The 18,338-nt window shown below is 34.9% G+C and carries 21 protein-coding genes; 16 read left to right on the plus strand and 5 right to left on the minus strand.

What is annotated here, in order from left to right:
• Positions 1-214: 214 nt before the first annotated feature.
• The 12 genes from ACFOZZ_RS05710 to ACFOZZ_RS05765 all read left to right on the plus strand — a co-directional run bounded on the left by ACFOZZ_RS05710 (position 215) and on the right by ACFOZZ_RS05765 (position 8,665).
• On the plus strand, positions 215-565 hold the full coding sequence (locus ACFOZZ_RS05710) for a hypothetical protein (RefSeq protein WP_278860268.1): 351 nt from the start codon (positions 215-217) through the stop codon (positions 563-565).
• A gap of 14 nt (positions 566-579) precedes the next feature.
• Positions 580-924: a hypothetical protein gene (locus tag ACFOZZ_RS05715; protein WP_278780443.1), complete on the plus strand. Its 345-nt coding sequence runs from the start codon at positions 580-582 to the stop codon at positions 922-924.
• A gap of 168 nt (positions 925-1,092) precedes the next feature.
• The gene (locus ACFOZZ_RS05720; RefSeq protein WP_278860267.1) at positions 1,093-1,617 is read left to right on the plus strand and encodes a hypothetical protein; all 525 of its coding nucleotides are present in this window, start codon (positions 1,093-1,095) and stop codon (positions 1,615-1,617) included.
• 62 nt (positions 1,618-1,679) lie between these two features.
• Positions 1,680-2,558, plus strand: a complete 879-nt coding sequence (locus ACFOZZ_RS05725) for a MurR/RpiR family transcriptional regulator (RefSeq protein ID WP_278780447.1) — start codon at positions 1,680-1,682, stop codon at positions 2,556-2,558.
• Positions 2,559-2,598: 40 nt separating this feature from the next.
• Positions 2,599-3,429, plus strand: coding sequence for an energy-coupling factor transporter ATPase (locus tag ACFOZZ_RS05730; protein WP_278780449.1), 831 nt, complete (start codon positions 2,599-2,601; stop codon positions 3,427-3,429).
• Positions 3,405-4,256, plus strand: a complete 852-nt coding sequence (locus ACFOZZ_RS05735; RefSeq protein WP_376814889.1) for an energy-coupling factor transporter ATPase — start codon at positions 3,405-3,407, stop codon at positions 4,254-4,256. Before ACFOZZ_RS05730 ends, ACFOZZ_RS05735 begins: the two co-directional genes overlap by 25 nt.
• On the plus strand, positions 4,249-5,049 hold the full coding sequence (locus ACFOZZ_RS05740) for an energy-coupling factor transporter transmembrane component T family protein (RefSeq protein WP_279067300.1): 801 nt from the start codon (positions 4,249-4,251) through the stop codon (positions 5,047-5,049). Before ACFOZZ_RS05735 ends, ACFOZZ_RS05740 begins: the two co-directional genes overlap by 8 nt.
• Positions 5,046-5,783, plus strand: coding sequence for a tRNA pseudouridine(38-40) synthase TruA (truA, locus tag ACFOZZ_RS05745; protein WP_055234680.1), 738 nt, complete (start codon positions 5,046-5,048; stop codon positions 5,781-5,783). Before ACFOZZ_RS05740 ends, truA begins: the two co-directional genes overlap by 4 nt.
• A complete protein-coding gene (locus ACFOZZ_RS05750; protein WP_278780454.1) occupies positions 5,767-6,645 on the plus strand; it encodes a PHP domain-containing protein in 879 nt (292 codons plus the stop codon). Before truA ends, ACFOZZ_RS05750 begins: the two co-directional genes overlap by 17 nt.
• A 217-nt stretch (positions 6,646-6,862) precedes the next feature.
• Positions 6,863-7,297 carry a 50S ribosomal protein L13 gene (rplM, locus tag ACFOZZ_RS05755; protein WP_006505660.1) on the plus strand — a complete coding sequence of 145 codons (435 nt, stop codon included), beginning with the start codon at positions 6,863-6,865 and terminating at the stop codon, positions 7,295-7,297.
• 12 nt (positions 7,298-7,309) lie between these two features.
• Positions 7,310-7,702, plus strand: coding sequence for a 30S ribosomal protein S9 (rpsI, locus tag ACFOZZ_RS05760; protein WP_006505661.1), 393 nt, complete (start codon positions 7,310-7,312; stop codon positions 7,700-7,702).
• A gap of 216 nt (positions 7,703-7,918) precedes the next feature.
• Positions 7,919-8,665, plus strand: coding sequence for a TSUP family transporter (locus ACFOZZ_RS05765; protein ID WP_376814890.1), 747 nt, complete (start codon positions 7,919-7,921; stop codon positions 8,663-8,665).
• A 186-nt stretch (positions 8,666-8,851) separates the two neighbouring features.
• Here ACFOZZ_RS05765 and aguB read toward each other — a convergent pair whose 3' ends face one another.
• The 5 genes from aguB to ACFOZZ_RS05790 all read right to left on the minus strand — a co-directional run bounded on the left by aguB (position 8,852) and on the right by ACFOZZ_RS05790 (position 14,344).
• Positions 8,852-9,727, minus strand: a complete 876-nt coding sequence (aguB, locus tag ACFOZZ_RS05770) for an N-carbamoylputrescine amidase (RefSeq protein ID WP_278860264.1) — start codon at positions 9,725-9,727, stop codon at positions 8,852-8,854.
• Positions 9,728-9,736: 9 nt separating this feature from the next.
• Positions 9,737-10,837, minus strand: a complete 1,101-nt coding sequence (aguA, locus tag ACFOZZ_RS05775; RefSeq protein WP_376814891.1) for an agmatine deiminase — start codon at positions 10,835-10,837, stop codon at positions 9,737-9,739.
• A 167-nt stretch (positions 10,838-11,004) separates the two neighbouring features.
• Entirely contained in the window at positions 11,005-11,931 is a 927-nt protein-coding gene (locus tag ACFOZZ_RS05780) for a carboxynorspermidine decarboxylase (protein ID WP_376814892.1), read from the minus strand.
• A 4-nt stretch (positions 11,932-11,935) separates the two neighbouring features.
• Entirely contained in the window at positions 11,936-12,874 is a 939-nt protein-coding gene (locus ACFOZZ_RS05785) for a saccharopine dehydrogenase C-terminal domain-containing protein (RefSeq protein WP_376814893.1), read from the minus strand.
• 15 nt (positions 12,875-12,889) lie between these two features.
• Entirely contained in the window at positions 12,890-14,344 is a 1,455-nt protein-coding gene (locus tag ACFOZZ_RS05790; protein ID WP_376814894.1) for an aminotransferase class I/II-fold pyridoxal phosphate-dependent enzyme, read from the minus strand.
• Between the two features lie 567 nt (positions 14,345-14,911).
• Here ACFOZZ_RS05790 and ACFOZZ_RS05795 point away from each other — a divergent pair.
• The 4 genes from ACFOZZ_RS05795 (at position 14,912) to ACFOZZ_RS05810 (ending at position 18,328) form a co-directional block, all read left to right on the plus strand.
• Complete coding sequence (locus ACFOZZ_RS05795; RefSeq protein WP_278780466.1) at positions 14,912-15,442, plus strand: GNAT family N-acetyltransferase; 531 nt, start codon at positions 14,912-14,914, stop codon at positions 15,440-15,442.
• A 26-nt stretch (positions 15,443-15,468) separates the two neighbouring features.
• Positions 15,469-16,323, plus strand: coding sequence for a MurR/RpiR family transcriptional regulator (locus tag ACFOZZ_RS05800; RefSeq protein ID WP_329966432.1), 855 nt, complete (start codon positions 15,469-15,471; stop codon positions 16,321-16,323).
• Positions 16,324-16,448: 125 nt separating this feature from the next.
• A complete protein-coding gene (locus tag ACFOZZ_RS05805) occupies positions 16,449-17,849 on the plus strand; it encodes a 6-phospho-beta-glucosidase (protein WP_055234174.1) in 1,401 nt (466 codons plus the stop codon).
• A gap of 65 nt (positions 17,850-17,914) precedes the next feature.
• Positions 17,915-18,328, plus strand: coding sequence for a peptide deformylase (locus ACFOZZ_RS05810; protein WP_055234175.1), 414 nt, complete (start codon positions 17,915-17,917; stop codon positions 18,326-18,328).
• The last annotated feature ends 10 nt before the right edge of the window (positions 18,329-18,338 follow it).

Here is an 18,338-nt window from a genome sequence, read left to right on the forward strand (position 1 = left end):
GTATGCATTAATAGTGCACGTACGGTTTGATAAGGGGCTAGCCTAGTGATAGGTTAGCCTACTTTCTTTCCTCTATTTTGTAAATGATATTCACAAATTCAAAAAATGTAAGTGCTTTTCTTTGTTAACTGGATTTAAAGTACTCTTTAAATCATTGTTTAAAATTCCTCGCAAGACTATGATAAACTCGTAAAGAAAAGAGGAGGAAGCAATTATGAATATAGATGTTAAAAAGATTTTAGATCAGGCAAAGGATTCATATGATCGTTATTTCAAGGATGCACCGAAATTACCAGAAAACCCTGGACAGAATGTAGTTTTTGATAAAGAAAAGATGAAAGAAACTATCAATAAAAAAGTGAATCAGCTTGAAGGACATGTCAATAACTTAAGTAAACTTAAGAAAGAACTTGAAGATGAATCTGCAATGGTTCTTAATAACACATTCCCTAAAGATAAAGAAGAATATACTAAGACAACTGTAAATCAGATGTTAAAGGATTATGAAGAAGAAAGAAAAAGAATTGATGATTTAGAAAAGAAAATCAATGAAATCAAGAAATAATGGAGGAAATAAATATGAATACTAACGAAATTATTGAAAAAGCAAAAGAATCTTATGATCGTTACTTTAAAGATGCACCAGTTTTTCCAGAAAATCATGAACAAGATGTAGTTTGTAATGCAGAAGAAATCGAAAAAATTATTGAAAAAAAGAAAGCTCAATTAGATGGTCATGTAGAAAACCTCAATGCATTGAAGAAGGAAATCGAAGTTACAGCAACTGATGAATTAAATAAGACATTTACTGAAGATGCTGCTGAATATGCAAAGAAAGCTGTTAATCAGATGTTGGCTGATTATGAAGAAGAAAATAACAGAATTTTAAATTTAAAGAAAAAATTAGCTGAACTTAAGAAATAATACCAGATGAATACTGGTATTTTTTTATACCTAAATTTCATTCACACAATTTCACATTGTAAGGGAATTCATTTGTGTACGTTATTCACAAATGAAAAAATAGTGTTGTATTCGTATAAATTCTTGATTATTATACAACTGTAATCGGAAAGGGGGAGAGTCAATAGTATGAAATCAAACATAAAAAGCCTTCAGCAAGCTTCTTATACAAAATCCACTGATCCTCGACAAGTCAGCAAAAAGCGTCCAAAACCTTCAGAAAATCAAACTCCCACCTCCGATCACTATAATATATCTCTGCATGTATTATCCACTCAGTTGAAATGTGATGATAAAGATGAGCTTTATAAGATGGCTATTAGTAGAGCAAAAGATTCATTTAATCGTTATTTTAATGATCAAGAACATTTAAAAGACATTGATAAAAATAACGATATATTTATAAATGTAGAAAATCTAGAGAAAACATATGATAAAAAGAAGAATCAATTAATGGGTCATATGGAAAATCTAGTAGCAATAAAAAAAGAACTAACTGAACGTGCTAAAAACAGCATAGGACATTACTTCTCAAAAGAGAAAAATCAATATTATATGGATGAAGTCGATCATCTTTATTCCAACTATCAAGAAGAACAAAGACGACTGAAAGAATTTAAACAAAAGATAGAAGACTTAAAGAAAACAGCCTAAAAGCTGTTTTCTTTGCGTTTTAGACCTCTTTTCTCTATAATGAGCGATAGAGGTGAAATAATATGATCATTCATCAAATTGAACAAACACACTTCAGTGACTCTGAAGCGCTCATTATTCAGTTTATTCTAAATAGGGGTATGGATATAAAAAATATGACCACTAAAGAAATTGCTGAAGCCACTTTCACGAGTCCTTCACTATTAGTACGTATTGCGAAGAAAATGGGTTATGCAGGCTGGAATCATTTTAAAAAAGCATTCTTAGAAGAATTAGAATATATGTATGCTTCTCAGGATATTGATGCGTCTATCCCATTTCTCATCAGTGACGACATTTCTGTTATATCTAATAGTATTTTTAAATTACACGAAGAAACAATAGAAGATACAAAACATTTAATGAAACATGATGATCTCATGAACGCATTAAAACTTTTAAGAGACGCTAAGTTTATAGATATTTATACACGCCCTAATAAACAGCATCTTGCCCAATCATTTGCTCAAAAGATGTATTCTATCCAGAAACGAGTAGACACTGTTATGATCTCAGGAAATGACCTGATGCAGGCTTCTATGAGCGGTCCTGACCATTGTGCTATTATTATCTCTTATTCTGGAGAAACAACTCATATACTACATCTTGCGAAAAAACTAAAGAGTAAACATACACCGATCATTGCGATTACAAGTATCTCTAAAAGTACACTTGTTAAATTATCCGATGTCAGTTTGAGAATTTCATCAAGAGAAATGCTGAATACAAAGATTGGAGATTTTGCATCCACTGAATCTATTACCTGTATTTTAGATATTCTCTATAGCTGCTATTTCTCACTCAACTATAAAGAGAATCTTAACTATAAATTGAGCATTGCCGGGGAAATAGATGATCAGTATTCAGAATATGAATATATTGATGAAACAAAAATAAAATGATACACTTAGAACACGTGTTTTAATAATTAGGAGGCTAACCATGGCTAATGCTGTAGACATAAATAATTTGAGTTTTGAGTACGAAGAAGGTGCCAAAACGATAGATCATATTTCTTTTTCTGTACCTAAAGGCAGCTATACAGTTGTATTAGGTCATAATGGTTCTGGTAAAAGTACGATTGCAAAATTAATTATTGGGTTACTCGAACCTAAAACAGGAGACATCACAGTTGATGGAATGCATTTAGATGAAGAACATCTTTATGATGTAAGAGAAAAAGTAGGTATTGTTTTCCAAAATCCTGATAACCAGTTTATTGGTTCAACAGTCAGAGATGATATCGCTTTTGGATTAGAGAACCTATGTGTTCCTACAGAAGATATGGAAGATATCATCCAGACTTATGCCAAAAAAGTCAACATGACTGAATTCCTTGATCATGAACCTACTAAACTTTCAGGAGGACAGAAGCAGCGTGTTGCAATTGCAGGAATACTTGCAATGCATCCATCTATTATTATTTTAGATGAAGCAACAAGTATGCTTGATCCTCGTGGTAAGATTGAAATCAATAACCTTGTTCATGAACTCAACAAAACTCAGAATATGACAATTCTCTCTATCACGCATGATATTGAAGAAGCAGCTCTTTCTGATCATGTCATATTATTAGATAATGGTCATATCATTGATGAAGGTACACCTGAGAAAGTATTAACTCAAAAAGAAGAGTTAGAACGTATTGGTCTTGACGTACCTTTTGCATATAAGATTTCTAAAAAACTTCATGATTCAGGCTATCCAATCAAACCTATCATAAACAAAGAAAAGCTGGTGAAAGAATTATGTCAATTGAATTTAAAAAAGTAAATTATATATATGGAGAAAATACTCCATTTTCATATATCGCATTAAAAGATGTTTCTCTAAAAATTCCTCAGGGTTCTTTTACAGCTCTGATTGGTCATACAGGAAGTGGTAAATCAACATTGATTCAGCATATCAATGCCTTACTTCTTCCATCAAATGGTGAAGTAGATATTGATGAATTTGTGATTCGTGCTGGAGAAAAACCTGAAGTTCTAAAACCACTAAGAAAAAAAGCAGGATTAGTCTTCCAGTTTCCAGAATATCAGTTATTCGAAGAAACAATCGAAAAAGATATCATCTTCGGGCCAATGAACTTCGGTATGTCTGCAGAAGACGCCAAAGAACGTGCGCATAAGGTATTAGATCTTGTTGGCTTAGATGAAAGTTATCTTGAAAGATCCCCATTTGAATTATCAGGTGGGCAAAAAAGAAGAGTGGCTATTGCAGGTATACTGGCAATGGAGCCAGATATTCTTGTACTAGATGAACCAACAGCGGGCTTAGATCCACAAGGCGCTAAAGAAATGCTGGAACTATTCAAGAAATTCCAGGAAAGTGGTAAGACAGTTATCATGGTCTCTCATGATATGAACCATGTGTTAAAATATTGCGATCATGTTGTTGTCATGAATCATGGTGAAGTAGAACGTTATTGTGGGGTTGATGAACTCTTTAGTGAAAGAGACTATCTTGAATCAATGAGCATCGATTTACCTGTTATTACTGATTTCATTCAGGAACTCAATATGGGAGGTTTCCATATTAACCCATCTATCAAAGATATAGATGAATTAGTTAACGCAATAGGAGGAGAATACAATGGATAGTATGATTATTGGACGTTATCTTCCTCTTAACTCTTTTATACATAAAAGAGATCCACGTTTAAAAATAGGTCTTCTTTTATTATTCCTAATTGCTGTTTTCTTTGATGCAGGCTTTATCGGCTACGGCATCCTAGCTGCTTATGTCATCCTTTGCCTGATTCTTTCTAAGATTTCATTCAAGGATGTTATGAAGGCGATGAAACCAATGATTGTTATGATGTTATTCCTTGCTCTATTCAATCTTTTATTCTTGAATACAGGTTCTGTCGTATGTACTCTAGGACCCGTTAAAATCTATTCTGGAGCCTTAAAACAGACTGCCTATATTCTGATTCGTCTAGTCTTGATTATCTCTATGACAACTCTTTTAACAGCCTGTACAAAGCCATTAGACTTAACACTTGGTTTAGAAAAACTCTTTGGTCCACTCAAGAAGGTTGGTTTTCCAACTCATGAAATCGCAATGATGATTTCTATCGCTTTACGTTTCATTCCTACACTATTAGAAGAAACACAAAGAATCATGAAAGCACAGTCCTCTAGAGGTGTTGATTTCCAGGAAGGTACATTTAAAGAGAAAGTATCAGCCATTGTCTCTTTAATTATTCCATTATTCATCTCTGCATTTATGCGTGCAGATGATCTCGCAAATGCTATGGAAAGTAGAAACTATAACCCAGAAGCAACAAGAACACGTTACCATCAGGTGAAGTGGAATTTAAGTGATACACTTTCTCTTGTTTTCTCACTTGTTGTTATTTCGAGTGTTATAGCTTTGAGTTTTATACTATGAGAATAAAATGTATTGTGACTTATGATGGCACACACTTCTATGGCTGGCAGATTCAGCCAGATAAACGGACAGTACAGGAAGAAATACAAAAAGCCATTTATAAGATCACTCATGAAGAAGTCATAATTCATTCATCAGGAAGAACAGATGCAGGTGTCCATGCTGTAGGTCAGGTATTCCATTTTGACATCAATAAAGAAATACCTGAAAAACAATGGATCCGTGCTTTAAACAATTTCCTCCCTGATGATATCTATATCAAGGATTCATTCATAGTTGATGAATCCTTTCATGCACGCTATAGTGCAAAAAAGAAAGAATATCGTTATCTTGTTTCTACAAAGCCTTATAATCCAATAGAGAGACTCTATGTCTATCAGCACAATCGTTCATTAGATATAGGAGCTATGAGGGAGTGTGCAAAAATCTTTTTAGGAGAACATGACTTTGCCTCATTTTGTGTCTTTAATGGTCTAGGAGATACGATCCGTGTTATAGAAACAATTGATATACAAGAAAAAGACGGTATTGTAACAATGCGATTTATTGGGAATGGATTCCGTCGTTACATGGTACGTCTTATTTCAGGTGCACTTATACAAGTAGGATCCCACTGGCGTACAAAGGAATTTGTAGAAGATCTACTTAATTCAAAGGGAAAGAAGAAATGTTTATTTAAGGCAAAGCCAGAAGGCCTTTATTTACAGGAAGTTTATTATGAAGAAAATTATTAACTATCATACCCATACATATCGCTGTGGACATGCCTTAGGTAATGAATATGAAATGGTAGAAGCAGCACTGCATGAAGGTTATCAGGAATTAGGAATGAGTTGTCATATTGCTTTACCTCATTACCGTTCTCATCTTCTTCATTCACTGACTTCTATTCGTTCATTACAGGGATTAAAATCATGTATAGGTGCACTCTTAAGAAATGGCCCTAAGATGCGTATGCCTTATAATGAAAAACAAGATTATCTAGATGCACTTGATTACTGTCAGAAGCATTTCCATTATATAAAGATATATAAGGGATTTGAGGCGGAATACTTCGAAGACTATCTAGATTATTATCAGAGTCTATTAGACTCTGGAGAAGTCGATTATTTAATTCTAGGACATCATTTTCATAAGCATAGTATTCATGACTGTTACTATGGTAGAAAGAATCTTAAGAAGAAAGACCTGCTGCATTATGCTGAAGAATTAGAAAAAGCAATGGATACAGGACTTTTTTCCTATGTAGCACATCCAGATCTCTTTTTAATGGGATATGGAAAAATAGATGATGTCAGCAAAGAAGTCATCTTACGTATATGTAAGAAGGCCAAAGCAACTCACACACCTCTAGAACTTAATGCAGGAGGCGTACGTAAGGGTAAAGTGAAGATGAATGGGAAGGACGTCTATCCTTATGCCAATGCCTATTTCTTTCAGATTGCCTCAATGATAGGCAATGATATTATTCTAGGATTAGATGCTCATTCACCAGATCAGCTCAGCTACGAGATGTATCATTATCTAGAAAAGTTGGCTGAAGAATATCATCTTCACGTTCTTAATCACATTGAATTCAAGAAAGGAAAACAATAGAAAAATTCAAGAGAATTTTTCTTTTAATCATTGACAAAAGTGCGTGTGTTGCTATAATAAGATTGTTCTGTTCAAGGGATATTATACCTTGATACAAGAATGCATGAGTTTGTTTGTTCAGGAAACAGTCCGACCCTTATCAACGGACAATACGTTTCCCTGGATAAAATCATTTTAAAAAGACCCCGGTAAGGTTATTTTAAAAGGAGAAAAAAGAATGAGACAAACAACAATGGCTAAAGAAGCCACAATTGAAAGAAAATGGTATGTTGTAGATGCAACTGGTCTTACATTAGGTCGTTTAGCATCTCAGGTTGCTACAGTATTAAGAGGTAAGAACAAGCCTACTTATACTCCACATGTAGACACTGGTGACTATGTAGTTATCATCAATGCAGAAAAAGTAGTAATGACAGGTAAGAAGTTAGACAAGGTGAAGTACTATCACCATTCTGGATTCTTAGGTGGTTTAAAAGTTAAAACTGCTAGACAGTTCCAGGAACAGAATCCAACTGGATTCGTAGAAACTGCCATCAAAGGTATGCTTCCACACAACACTCTTGGCAGACAGCAAGCTAAGAAATTATTTGTTTATGCTGGTAGTGAACATCCACATGCTGCTCAGAAACCAGTAGAATTAAAGTTAAAGTAGGAGGAAGAATAAATGGCAAACGTACAGTACAGAGGAACAGGTCGTAGAAAATCTTCAGTAGCTCGTGTTATCTTAACACCAGGTACTGGTAAATGCGAAATCAACGGTAAGGCTGCTAAGGAATACCTTCCTTCAGACGTATTATTAATGATTGTTGACCAGCCATTAGAATTAACTGGTACAAAGGATAAGTTCGATGTAAAAGTTAATGTTAATGGTGGAGGTATCTCAGGTCAGGCTGGTGCTATCCGTCATGGTATCGCAAGAGCTTTACTTGAAGCTGGTTCTGATTACAGACCAACATTAAAGGCTGCTGGCTTATTAACTCGTGATTCAAGAGTTAAAGAACGTAAGAAATACGGTCTTAAAAAAGCAAGACGTGCTCCACAGTTCTCAAAGAGATAATATTATTTATCACTTATTACAAGAGACATTCAAGAACTCCCTTTTGGGAGTTTTTGTTTTACCTTAAAACTGAATTTTGAACCTTGCTAGACACTGTCTAACAAAACATATTAAATACTTCATACATAAAAAGGTAGTTTATATCTATTTCCTAAATCGCTACAATAGGGAATCGAGGTATTCACATCTTATATCTTATGTAAAGGAAAAGGGAAAATGAGGATTTATTTCATTGTATGTCCGTTAGTATTTCTAGCGGTCTTTGTAGATTCAATTGCAGGTGGGGGAGGTCTAATTTCACTTCCAGCCTATATGTTTGCAGGAATACCAGTACACGCCGCAATTGCGACAAATAAGCTATCTTCATCAACTGGCACTGTTGTATCGACTGCAAGGCTTATTAAGAATAAAAAAGTAGATTGGGGATTTGTACCAGGAACAGTCATAGGCGCACTCATTGGTTCTGTCGCAGGCGCAAATCTTACACTCATTATGAGTGATTCAATTTTAAAGATGGTATTAGTTGTTCTTTTACCAGTTGTCGCAATCTGTGTATTAAAAGATAAGAATATGGATGTAGAAGTTCCAGTTGGAATGACAAAGACTAAACAATATTTGATTGCGATTGTATGCTCATTTGTGATTGGCTGCTATGATGGATTCTATGGTCCAGGAACAGGCACATTCTTATTACTTATATTTACTAAGTTTGCGAAGATGCCAATAGATAAGGCGACAGGAAATGTAAAGGTAGTAAATCTATCTTCAAACATTTCAGCATTAGTTACATTTATCTTAGCAGGGAAGATCCTATGGGGATTAGGACTTGCTGCTTCATGCTTTAGTATTGCGGGACATTATGTAGGTGCTGGAATGGTTGTGAATAATGGTTCTAAGATTATTAAACCAGTAATTCCAATTGTATTAGTATTATTAATGATTAAAGTTGTATCAGGAATATAGTATTAAAAGGACTGAACCCAATAATGGATTCAGTCTTTAATATATGTTTTCTTATTGAGCATTCTTTACTTTATAAGAAAAATAAGATAATATAAGTTTACGTTGTGAGAGGACCTGCGCGCCTCTCATTTTTTATGTTAAAAGGACTGATCCTTATGTAAGGGGTCAGTCCTTTTCTAATAATATTTATTTCTTTGTCATTATGACATATGTCTCAGGACGTCTATCTCTGAACAATCCCCAAGATAAACGGTCCTCTTTCAATGCATCTAAATCAAACTCTCCATAAAGTATTGTTTCTTCCTGCTTTGCTGAGGCAATAATATCTCCTGTTGCATCCGCAATAAAAGAACAACCATAAAAATCTAAAGAAGAAGATTGTCCTGCATTTTTTTTACAAGGTCCAACTGTTTCTACTCCAATACGATTTGCAGTCACTACAGGCATTAAATTAGCGGCTGCATGACCCTGCATCACACGTCTCCAATGACTACTGCTATCAACATCTAAAATAGGTTCACTGCCAATGGCAGTAGGGTAGAGTAACATCTCCGCACCCTGTACGGCCATACATCTTGCGGCTTCAGGAAACCATTGATCCCAGCAGATGCCTACACCAATACAACCAAAACGTGTATCAAATACTTTAGAACCAGTATCACCAGGAGTGAAATAGAACTTCTCCTGATAAAAATGATCATCAGGAATATGTGTTTTTCTATAAATACCTAACACACTTCCATCGGCATCAATCATTGCTACAGTATTAAAGAGACGATCTATATCTCTTTCATAGAAGCTCACAGGAATGACTACACCTAATTCCTTTGCAACTTCTTTAAAACGATTCACGGCAGGATTTTTTTCAAGAGGTAATGCATAATCATAATAGTCATAGCGTTTTTCCTGACAGAAATACTGACGTTCAAATAATTCAGGAAGCAGAATGATATTGGCATCATTGTCTGCTGCCTCTCTTACCATCTTTTCTGCTTTATTAATATTTTCTTGTACATCTCGACTGCATGAAAACTGTAATGCAGCAACTTTGACTTGTCTCATATAAACCTCCTACTTTGCAGGAATTTGCTGTGTAATACAGTGGATATTACCTCCACCTGTTAAAATAACACGTGCATCAATAGGAATAATGTCACGTTCAGGAAAACATTCTTTTAAGATATCAACCGCAAGAGAATCATGTCCATCTCCAAATTGAGGTAATAAGACACAATGATTGCCAATATAGAAATTAATATAGCTTGCAGCCAAACGTTCTCCAACTTCTCTTGTATCTTCTCCCTCTTCAAACACATATCCTTTTAAATCTTCTTCAGTAATACATACAGGAATATGTGGAATAGGGAGCTTATGAATCTTTAACGGTCTTCCTTTTGCATCTTTTTGACCAGATAAGATTTCATAAGCCATATGACTTCTTATATATTGTGGATCCTCTTCATCATCAGTCCATGCAAGAAGCACTTCACCAGGCTTTACAAAACAACAGAAGTTATCTACATGTCCATTTGTTTCATCATTATAAATACCATAAGGAAGCCAGATGATCTTTTCTACATTCAAATATTGTTTCAGCTTCTCTTCAATCTTATCACGAGTCATTGTAGGATTACGTCCAGGACTTAATAAACATTCTTCAGTTGTAATAAGTGTTCCTTCACCATCTACATGAATCGAGCCACCTTCTAAGACAAAATGGCGTGCTTCATACAAGTCATCACCAAGATACTCACAAATATGATTTTGAATATTTTGATCATATTCCCAATGGGAATATAAACCATCATAACTTCCACCCCAGGCATTAAATTCCCAGTTGATACCTCTTCTCTCACATTTGTCATTAATCACAAAAGTAGGTCCAGTATCTCTTGCCCATGCATCATCACTACTTGCTTCTATAATATGAATATGAGGATGATCAAGTCTTGTGATAGCTTCGTTCATATCTTCAGAACGTACTATCATATATACGTCTTCATATGCTCCAAGAATATGTGCAATCTCTACAAATACATCTCTTGCATACTTCGCATTATAATTCCAAGAGCCAGGACGCCATGGATAAATCATCAAACAGCCATCCTGCTTTTCAAATTCTCCAGGCATACGAAATCCATTACTAAGACAATCAGTTTTTAAAATCTTCATAACCAAACTCCTTTATGATGCGACACTCCCCATTTTGATCCATAACTGCAATAGAAGGGAGGGGAATCCCATTAAATGTATTTGTCTTGACCATGGAATAAATAGCCATATCCTCAAAATAAAGCTTATCTCCGTCTTTATTTCATGATCAAATGAATATTCACCAATCACATCACCAGCCAGACATGTATTACAAGAAAGGCGATATGTATAGGCGAGTTCATTTGGTAATCCACTTTCTTTGAGTGGGGGGGACGATAAGGCATCTCTAACACATCGGGCATATGACAGGCAGCAGAAGTATCAAGAATCAGAATCTTTCCATTATTCTCTACAATATCCAATACTTCAGTTACCTTATATCCCGCATTTAAGGCAACGGCTTCACCAGGCTCTAAATAAACCTCTAAATCATAAGTCTCCTGCATATGATTAATACATTGAATCAATCGTTCAACATCATAATCATCTCTTGTAATATGATGTCCTCCATCCATATTCAGCCATTTCATTTGTGGTAGCCATTTAGAGAACTTCTCTTCCACAGCCTTCAATGTAGTTTCTAAATCATCAGAATTCTGTTCACATAAAGTATGGAAATGAAGTCCATCCACCATTTCTGTAATCTCATCATCAAAATCACGTGCACGAATTCCCATTCTAGAACCAGGCGCACATGGTTCATAAATTGCATGTCCAACCTGTGTTGAACATTCTGGATTAATACGTACACCAATAGATGTACCTTTCATAACTTCTGCATATTTTTTAAGCTGTGCTTTAGAGTTAAATACAATATGATCACATATTTCTGCAAGTTCTTCTATATCCTGGGAACGATAGGCAGGAGAATATACATGATTCTCTAAACCCATTTCTTCTTTTCCAAGTCTTGCTTCATAAAGACCACTTGCTGTTGTACCACTTATATATTTTCCAATAAGTGGATATTCTTCAAAACAAGAAAAACATTTCTGAGCCAGTAAAATCTTTGCACCAGTACGTTTTTCTACTTCTTTTAATAATTCTAAATTATGTATAAGCTTTGTTTCATCAATCACAAAACAAGGCGTAGGTAATTCATTGATCTTCATAGAACTAATCCACTAAAGTAGGATTTTCTACTACCTTCCAAGGAAGTCCCCATTTATTTAAAGCATCCATATATGGATCTGGATCAAATTCATCAGTTGTATAAACACCTGGCATATTCCATAATCCCTGTAATACAAGCATAGTACCAATCATTGCAGGCACGCCTGTTGTATAAGATACTGCCTGAGAACCAACTTCCTTAAAACATTCCTGATAATCACATACATTGTAGATATAAATACTTTTTTCCTTACCATCCTTAATACCAGTAAAGATACAACCGATATTAGTCTTACCAACAGTACGAGGACCTAAAGTAGATGGATCAGGTAAAAATTCCTTTAAGAACTGAATAGGTACAATCTGCTGTCCATTAAATTCAACAGGTGTTGTAGAAAGCATACCGACGTTCTCTAAACATTTCATATGTGTTAAATAACTTTCCCCAAATGTCATAAAGAAACGAATTCTTTTTACTTCAGGCATATTCTTACCTAATGCTTCAATTTCTTCATGATGAAGAAGATACATATCCTTTTCTCCTACTTCATCAAAGTTATATTCTCTCTTAATTGACATAGCTGAAATTTCTACCCATTTTCCATCTTCCCAGTAAGAACCTGGTGCAGATACTTCTCTTAAGTTAACTTCAGGATTGAAGTTAGTCGCATATGGATAACCACCATCGCCACCACCGACAATCAGGACGTTTCTCACATCAGGATGAACGGACATAGGTACATGAACAACCATTTCATTGTAGATAAAACAATCTTGTTCTGAAAATATAACACTCCCATTAAGTGTTAGGAACTTTCCAAACTCTGGTGATTGAAATACATCAATTCTCTGATAATCACTCTCACCTGAGAATAACTGTTTTTCAACACGGATATCAAACTTCACATGAGGTGAGTGAAGTTCTGAAAACCAAAATTCCATCTTCATTTGTCTCCCTTACATTTTTAGTACATTTAATGTTTTTAATGTAGGATCTTCCATCCCCTGCATTGAACATCCTTTTTCCACTGAATACTGGATATAATCAATAATCTCATCAGTAATCTCTTCTCCCGGAGAAAGGATAGGAATTCCTGGTGGATAAGCCATGACAAACTCACCTGATATACATCCTGGTGCATCACGGATTGGCACATTGACCTTATCGGCATAGAATGCAACCTGCGGTGAAACAGGAACATGAGGGAGAAGCATCTGGCTATCTACCTCAAAACGTTTTTCTTCTTTTGAATACAGACGACTAATTTCAGCTAAAGCTCCTACAAGTCTTTCAATATCCTGAATTCTATCTCCAATAGAGATATAAGCCATAATGTTACCAATATCTCCAAACTCTATCTGGATATCATACTCATCTCTTAAGATGTCATACACTTCAATCCCCTCTAGACCAATATCTCTTGTATAGACACAAAGCTTTGTGAGATCAAAATCATATACTGTACTTCCATTAATCAGCTCTTTACCATAGGCATAATAACCACCAATTGAATTGATTTCATCTCTTGCATACTGTGCCCCTTCACTTACCTTTGCGAATGATTGTCTTCCACGTAAGGCAAGATTTCTTCTAGACAAGTCAAGACTTGTCATCAAAAGGTAGGAAGCACTTGTAGTCTGAGTGATATTGATGATTGATTGTACATGTTCTGCATTCATGCCGTTACTTGTAAGAAGAATAGAATTCTGCGTTAATGATCCTCCTGACTTATGCATGGATATCGAAGCCATATCAGCTCCGGCTTTCATGGCATTCATAGGAAGATTGTCACCAAAATAAAGATGTGTACCATGTGCTTCATCGGCAAGAACCTTTAATCCATAACGATGCGCTACATCACAGATGCCCTTTATATCTGAACATATGCCATAGTAGGTAGGATTATTGACTAATACTGCAACAGCCTTAGGATGTGCCTGTATCGCTTTTTCTACATGTTTAACAGTTACTCCAAGTACGATTCCTAGTTTCGCATTGATCTCAGTATTGAGATAAACAGGAGTTGCACCACATAAGATGAGTGCATTAATTACACTCTTATGCACATTTCTAGGTACAATGATTTCATCACCTGCTTTACATACAGATAAAACCATATTCTGTACAGCCTGTGTTGTGCCTCCCACCATAAAAAATGCATGTTCAGCACCAAATGCTTCGGCAGTTAATTCTTGTGCCTCTTTAATCACTGAAACAGGATGACAGAGGTTATCAAGTGGTTTCGTTGAATTCACATCAATCCCCACGCATCGTTCTCCTAGTAAATCCACAAGTTCAGGATTTCCTCTTCCTCTCTTGTGTCCAGGAACATCAAAAGGTACGATTCTTTTCTTTCTAAATGTCTCAATCGCTTCATAAAGCGGTGCACTCGATTGTCTTTTTAAGTCCATAATCTCCCTTTCCTCATCATGTCTAAACAAAAAAAGACAGATGATTATTCATCATCTGTCAAATGTGTAAAAAATGTGATACATGGTACTTTTTTTCTATGCGAAACAAGCAGAGACTGCCTATTTCCTATGCATAAATATAATGTCACGTACTATATTGACCGTTCTATGAGATGATGTGCTTATTTCTAAGCGACGATTGTAAAGTAATCAACTCATAAAATTTGCGCTTTTAACGCAATCAATAATGTGGCTCCTAACCACCTTCGGCAACTGCCCCTGCCTGTCCGTAGGTTTTTAAATAGAGGCATATATTTTGCATAAGAACTGATTCGTTCGCTTGCAGTACTAACTATAAAGCATACTTTGTTTGAATGTCAATATAAAAATTTTATATTAACACAATCTTTAACCCATATTCATTTTTGATAATCAGTAATCTTCCAAAAGAAAATACTGATTATCAGATACAAAATTGTTTTCACAAAAAGTGCTAAGTAGATTGTTTAAGACTTTATAATTTTTTGAAAATATTATAGAATATGATAAATAATAAGGAGGAAAATGATGATTAGTATTAGAATCGCAACAGTAGAGGATGCAGAGTCTATCCAGAAAATTTATGCCCCTTATGTCCTTAATACAACTATCACATTTGAATTAGAACCACCGACAGTTAAAGAAATGGCAGATCGTATCAGTCATACTTTAGAAAAATATCCATATCTAGTCGCAGTAGAAGAGGGAGAAGTTATAGGATACGCTTATGCAGGGACATTGTATGATCGTCGCGCCTATGATCATTCTGCAGAATTATCTATTTATATCGATGATAGAAAGCGTCATAAAGGAGTAGGTCATCTTCTTTATAATGCTTTGATTGACTATCTTACAAGAATGAATATTACGAATCTTTATGGATGCATCACTTATCCAAATGATGCAAGTATCGCTTTTCATGAAAAATATGGTTTTAAAGAAGCTGCTCATTTCCATGAATGTGGCTATAAGTTTGATCAGTGGCTAGATGTTGTTTATCTAGAAAAGAGATTAGACAAAACGACTGAGCCATTCATACCCTTTAAAGAACTATGTTAATAAGAGAAGCATTAGAAAAAAGTCCAATGAATCCTAATGAAAAAAGATTAGGACAGTATTTGATAGATCAGGGCATACAACTAGAAAATGCGACAGTAAGAACAGTCGCAAAGGAAGTATTCTTAGCCCCATCGTCAGTTGTACGTTTTGTACAGAAATTAGGATTTGAAGGATTTAATGACTTCAAGAAACAGTATTTAGAAGAAATACGATACTTATCCACACACTTTCAGAAAATAGATAGTAATAGACCATTCTCCCAAAATGATAAGAATATAGTGATTGCGAATAAAATAGGATTACTTTATGATGAAACGTTGCAGGATACGATTTCTTTACTCAATCATGATACACTTCAGGAAGCCATCAATCGTATTGAAAAGAAGGAACATATTGCGATTGTCGTATCAGGTGCACAGAAGGGAATTGCCTATACCTTTAAAGAAAAGATGATGAAAATTGGTAAGAAGGTAGATATTTTTGATAGCACGGATGAAGCTTTTTATGAAGCATGTTATTGTAGCAGCAATACATTATTTATTCTTATCAGTTATTCTGGTGAAACATCAAGATGTATTTTTATCTGTCGTAAATTAGTTGAAAGAAAGTTATCCTTTATCACTATTACAACTTATGGGACTAACTCTCTTTCTAGTCAGTCAGACTGCTGTTTATATGTATCCACAAGAGAAAAACTAATTGATAATTTAGGTACATTCTCTTTTAATCTTTCTTTACTTTATTTACTTGATGTTCTTTATGCAGGTTATTTTAATACCAGCTACGATGAACATTTAGAAAATAAAACAATGACTTCTATGGAATGTGAAAACATATTTACAGATCATGGCAGAAAAACAGATAACCCAATCATCAAATAGAACAGTGTTCCCCAAAAACCTTTGAAATAAGGAACAGAAAGAGAACATTGTTGTTTTCGCTTACATTTTAATGTTTTCCTTATTCTTTTTACGTATAATGGTGTTGTCGAAGGAGGAACGCAAGAATGAATAAAGAAGGCGTAAAAATCGTTACTATTGGTGGAGGCAGCAGCTATACACCAGAATTAATGGAAGGGTTCATCAAGAGATATGGTGAATTACCAATCAGAGAAATCTGGCTATGTGATATCGAAGATGGTAAAGAAAAACTTGAAATCGTAGGAGAAATGGCACAGAGAATGTGGGATGCATCTCCTTATGATGTAAAAGTACATCTTACATTAGACCGTAGAGAAGCATTACCAGGAGCTGACTTCGTTACTACACAGTTCAGAGTAGGGTTATTGAATGCACGTATCAAGGATGAAAGAATTCCATTTTCTTATGGAATGTTAGGACAGGAAACAAATGGTGCTGGAGGAATCTTCAAAGCATTACGTACTATTCCAGTTATCTTAAGCATCGTAGAAGATATGAAGGAATTATGTCCTGATGCATGGTTAATCAACTTCACTAACCCTAGTGGAATGGTTACTGAATCAGTTATGAAATATGGTAAGTGGGATAAGGTTATTGGTTTATGTAATGTACCAGTAGGTGCTATGATGGATGAACCAAAAACAATCGGAAAAACATTGGATCAGTTAACTTACAAGTTTGCAGGTTTAAACCATTTCCATTGGCATAAAGTATTTGATGAAAATGGTCATGAAGTGACTAAAGACATCATCAATGCAATGTATGAAGGTAAAGATATGGGTATTCCAGCTAATATTCATGATATCCCATTCTTTAAAGAACAGTTATTACGTATGAATATGATTCCTTGTGGATATCATAGATATTACTATCGTGAAGAAGAAATGTTGGCACATGGTTTGAAGGAATACAATGATCCAAATGTTGGAACAAGAGGTCAGCAGGTACAGAAGACTGAACATGAATTATTTGAATTATATAAGGATCCTAACCTAGATCATAAGCCAGAACAGCTTGCAAAACGTGGTGGTGCACATTACAGTGATGCAGCTTGTGAAACAATTGCATCTATTTATGGAAATAAGTTAAGTCACATCGTTGTAACTACTAAAAATAATGGTGCAGTACCTGATCTTCCAGTTGATTGTGCCGTAGAAGTATCTTCTTATATTGGAAGTACTGGTGCACGTCCAATCGCTTTTGGTCCATTAGAACCAGCAGAAAGAGGATGGGTACAGTGCATGAAGAACATGGAATTATGTGTTGAAGAAGCTGCTGTAACAGGTGATTATGGAACTCTATTACAGGCTTTCACAATCAATCCACAGATTGTAGCTGGTACTAAAGCTAAACGTATTATGGATGAATTATTAATCGCCCATAAAAAATACCTTCCTCAGTTTGCAGATACTATTGCAAGACTTGAAGAAGAAGGCGTAACTATCAAAGATGATGTTGCAAGAGAATTAACTGAAAAAGGATTATAATATGCTTAACAGGCTCTTATGAGCCTGTTTTCTTATGTTATAATATATTTTAGGAGGACGAAGTAATGATTAAAGAAATAGTAAAGGATAATTTCTTCTTATCTCAGGAGGCAGAAAAAGCGACGAGAGAAGATTTATATATTGGAACTGATTTAAAGGATACTCTTCAAGCACATCTTCATGAATGTGTTGGTATGGCAGGAAATATGATTGGCTATAATAAATCAGTCATTATCTTTTTAGAAGATGAAAAGATGCATGTGATGTATAATCCTGAAATCATTAAAACAAGTGGTAACTATCATGAATGTGAAGAGGGATGTTTATCTCATGTAGGACAAAAGTCAGTTAAACGTTATGAAACAATCAAGGTCTCTTACTTTGATGAATCATTTAAGAAGAAGATTAAAACCTTTACAGGTTTTACAGCACAGATCATTCAGCATGAATGTGATCATCTAAAAGGTATACTCATCTAGCTTGGCTAGA

It is taken from the genome of Catenibacterium sp. GCM10023432 (assembly GCF_042651925.1).
Taxonomy (GTDB): domain Bacteria; phylum Bacillota_I; class Bacilli_A; order Erysipelotrichales; family Coprobacillaceae; genus Catenibacterium; species Catenibacterium mitsuoka.

Bases quoted from the DNA above. Each gene is read 5' to 3' on its own strand.
- ACFOZZ_RS05710 (WP_278860268.1), top strand. From the start codon at position 215: ATGAATATAGATGTTAAAAAGATTTTAGATCAGGCAAAGGATTCATAT.
- ACFOZZ_RS05715 (WP_278780443.1), top strand. From the start codon at position 580: ATGAATACTAACGAAATTATTGAAAAAGCAAAAGAATCTTATGATCGT.
- ACFOZZ_RS05720 (WP_278860267.1), top strand. From the start codon at position 1,093: ATGAAATCAAACATAAAAAGCCTTCAGCAAGCTTCTTATACAAAATCC.
- ACFOZZ_RS05725 (WP_278780447.1), top strand. From the start codon at position 1,680: ATGATCATTCATCAAATTGAACAAACACACTTCAGTGACTCTGAAGCG.
- ACFOZZ_RS05730 (WP_278780449.1), top strand. From the start codon at position 2,599: ATGGCTAATGCTGTAGACATAAATAATTTGAGTTTTGAGTACGAAGAA.
- ACFOZZ_RS05735 (WP_376814889.1), top strand. From the start codon at position 3,405: ATGTCAATTGAATTTAAAAAAGTAAATTATATATATGGAGAAAATACT.
- ACFOZZ_RS05740 (WP_279067300.1), top strand. From the start codon at position 4,249: ATGGATAGTATGATTATTGGACGTTATCTTCCTCTTAACTCTTTTATA.
- truA (WP_055234680.1), top strand. From the start codon at position 5,046: ATGAGAATAAAATGTATTGTGACTTATGATGGCACACACTTCTATGGC.
- ACFOZZ_RS05750 (WP_278780454.1), top strand. From the start codon at position 5,767: ATGAAGAAAATTATTAACTATCATACCCATACATATCGCTGTGGACAT.
- rplM (WP_006505660.1), top strand. From the start codon at position 6,863: ATGAGACAAACAACAATGGCTAAAGAAGCCACAATTGAAAGAAAATGG.
- rpsI (WP_006505661.1), top strand. From the start codon at position 7,310: ATGGCAAACGTACAGTACAGAGGAACAGGTCGTAGAAAATCTTCAGTA.
- ACFOZZ_RS05765 (WP_376814890.1), top strand. From the start codon at position 7,919: ATGAGGATTTATTTCATTGTATGTCCGTTAGTATTTCTAGCGGTCTTT.
- aguB (WP_278860264.1), bottom strand. From the start codon at position 9,727: ATGAGACAAGTCAAAGTTGCTGCATTACAGTTTTCATGCAGTCGAGAT.
- aguA (WP_376814891.1), bottom strand. From the start codon at position 10,837: ATGAAGATTTTAAAAACTGATTGTCTTAGTAATGGATTTCGTATGCCT.
- ACFOZZ_RS05780 (WP_376814892.1), bottom strand. From the start codon at position 11,931: ATGAAGATCAATGAATTACCTACGCCTTGTTTTGTGATTGATGAAACA.
- ACFOZZ_RS05785 (WP_376814893.1), bottom strand. From the start codon at position 12,874: ATGGAATTTTGGTTTTCAGAACTTCACTCACCTCATGTGAAGTTTGAT.
- ACFOZZ_RS05790 (WP_376814894.1), bottom strand. From the start codon at position 14,344: ATGGACTTAAAAAGACAATCGAGTGCACCGCTTTATGAAGCGATTGAG.
- ACFOZZ_RS05795 (WP_278780466.1), top strand. From the start codon at position 14,912: ATGATTAGTATTAGAATCGCAACAGTAGAGGATGCAGAGTCTATCCAG.
- ACFOZZ_RS05800 (WP_329966432.1), top strand. From the start codon at position 15,469: ATGAATCCTAATGAAAAAAGATTAGGACAGTATTTGATAGATCAGGGC.
- ACFOZZ_RS05805 (WP_055234174.1), top strand. From the start codon at position 16,449: ATGAATAAAGAAGGCGTAAAAATCGTTACTATTGGTGGAGGCAGCAGC.
- ACFOZZ_RS05810 (WP_055234175.1), top strand. From the start codon at position 17,915: ATGATTAAAGAAATAGTAAAGGATAATTTCTTCTTATCTCAGGAGGCA.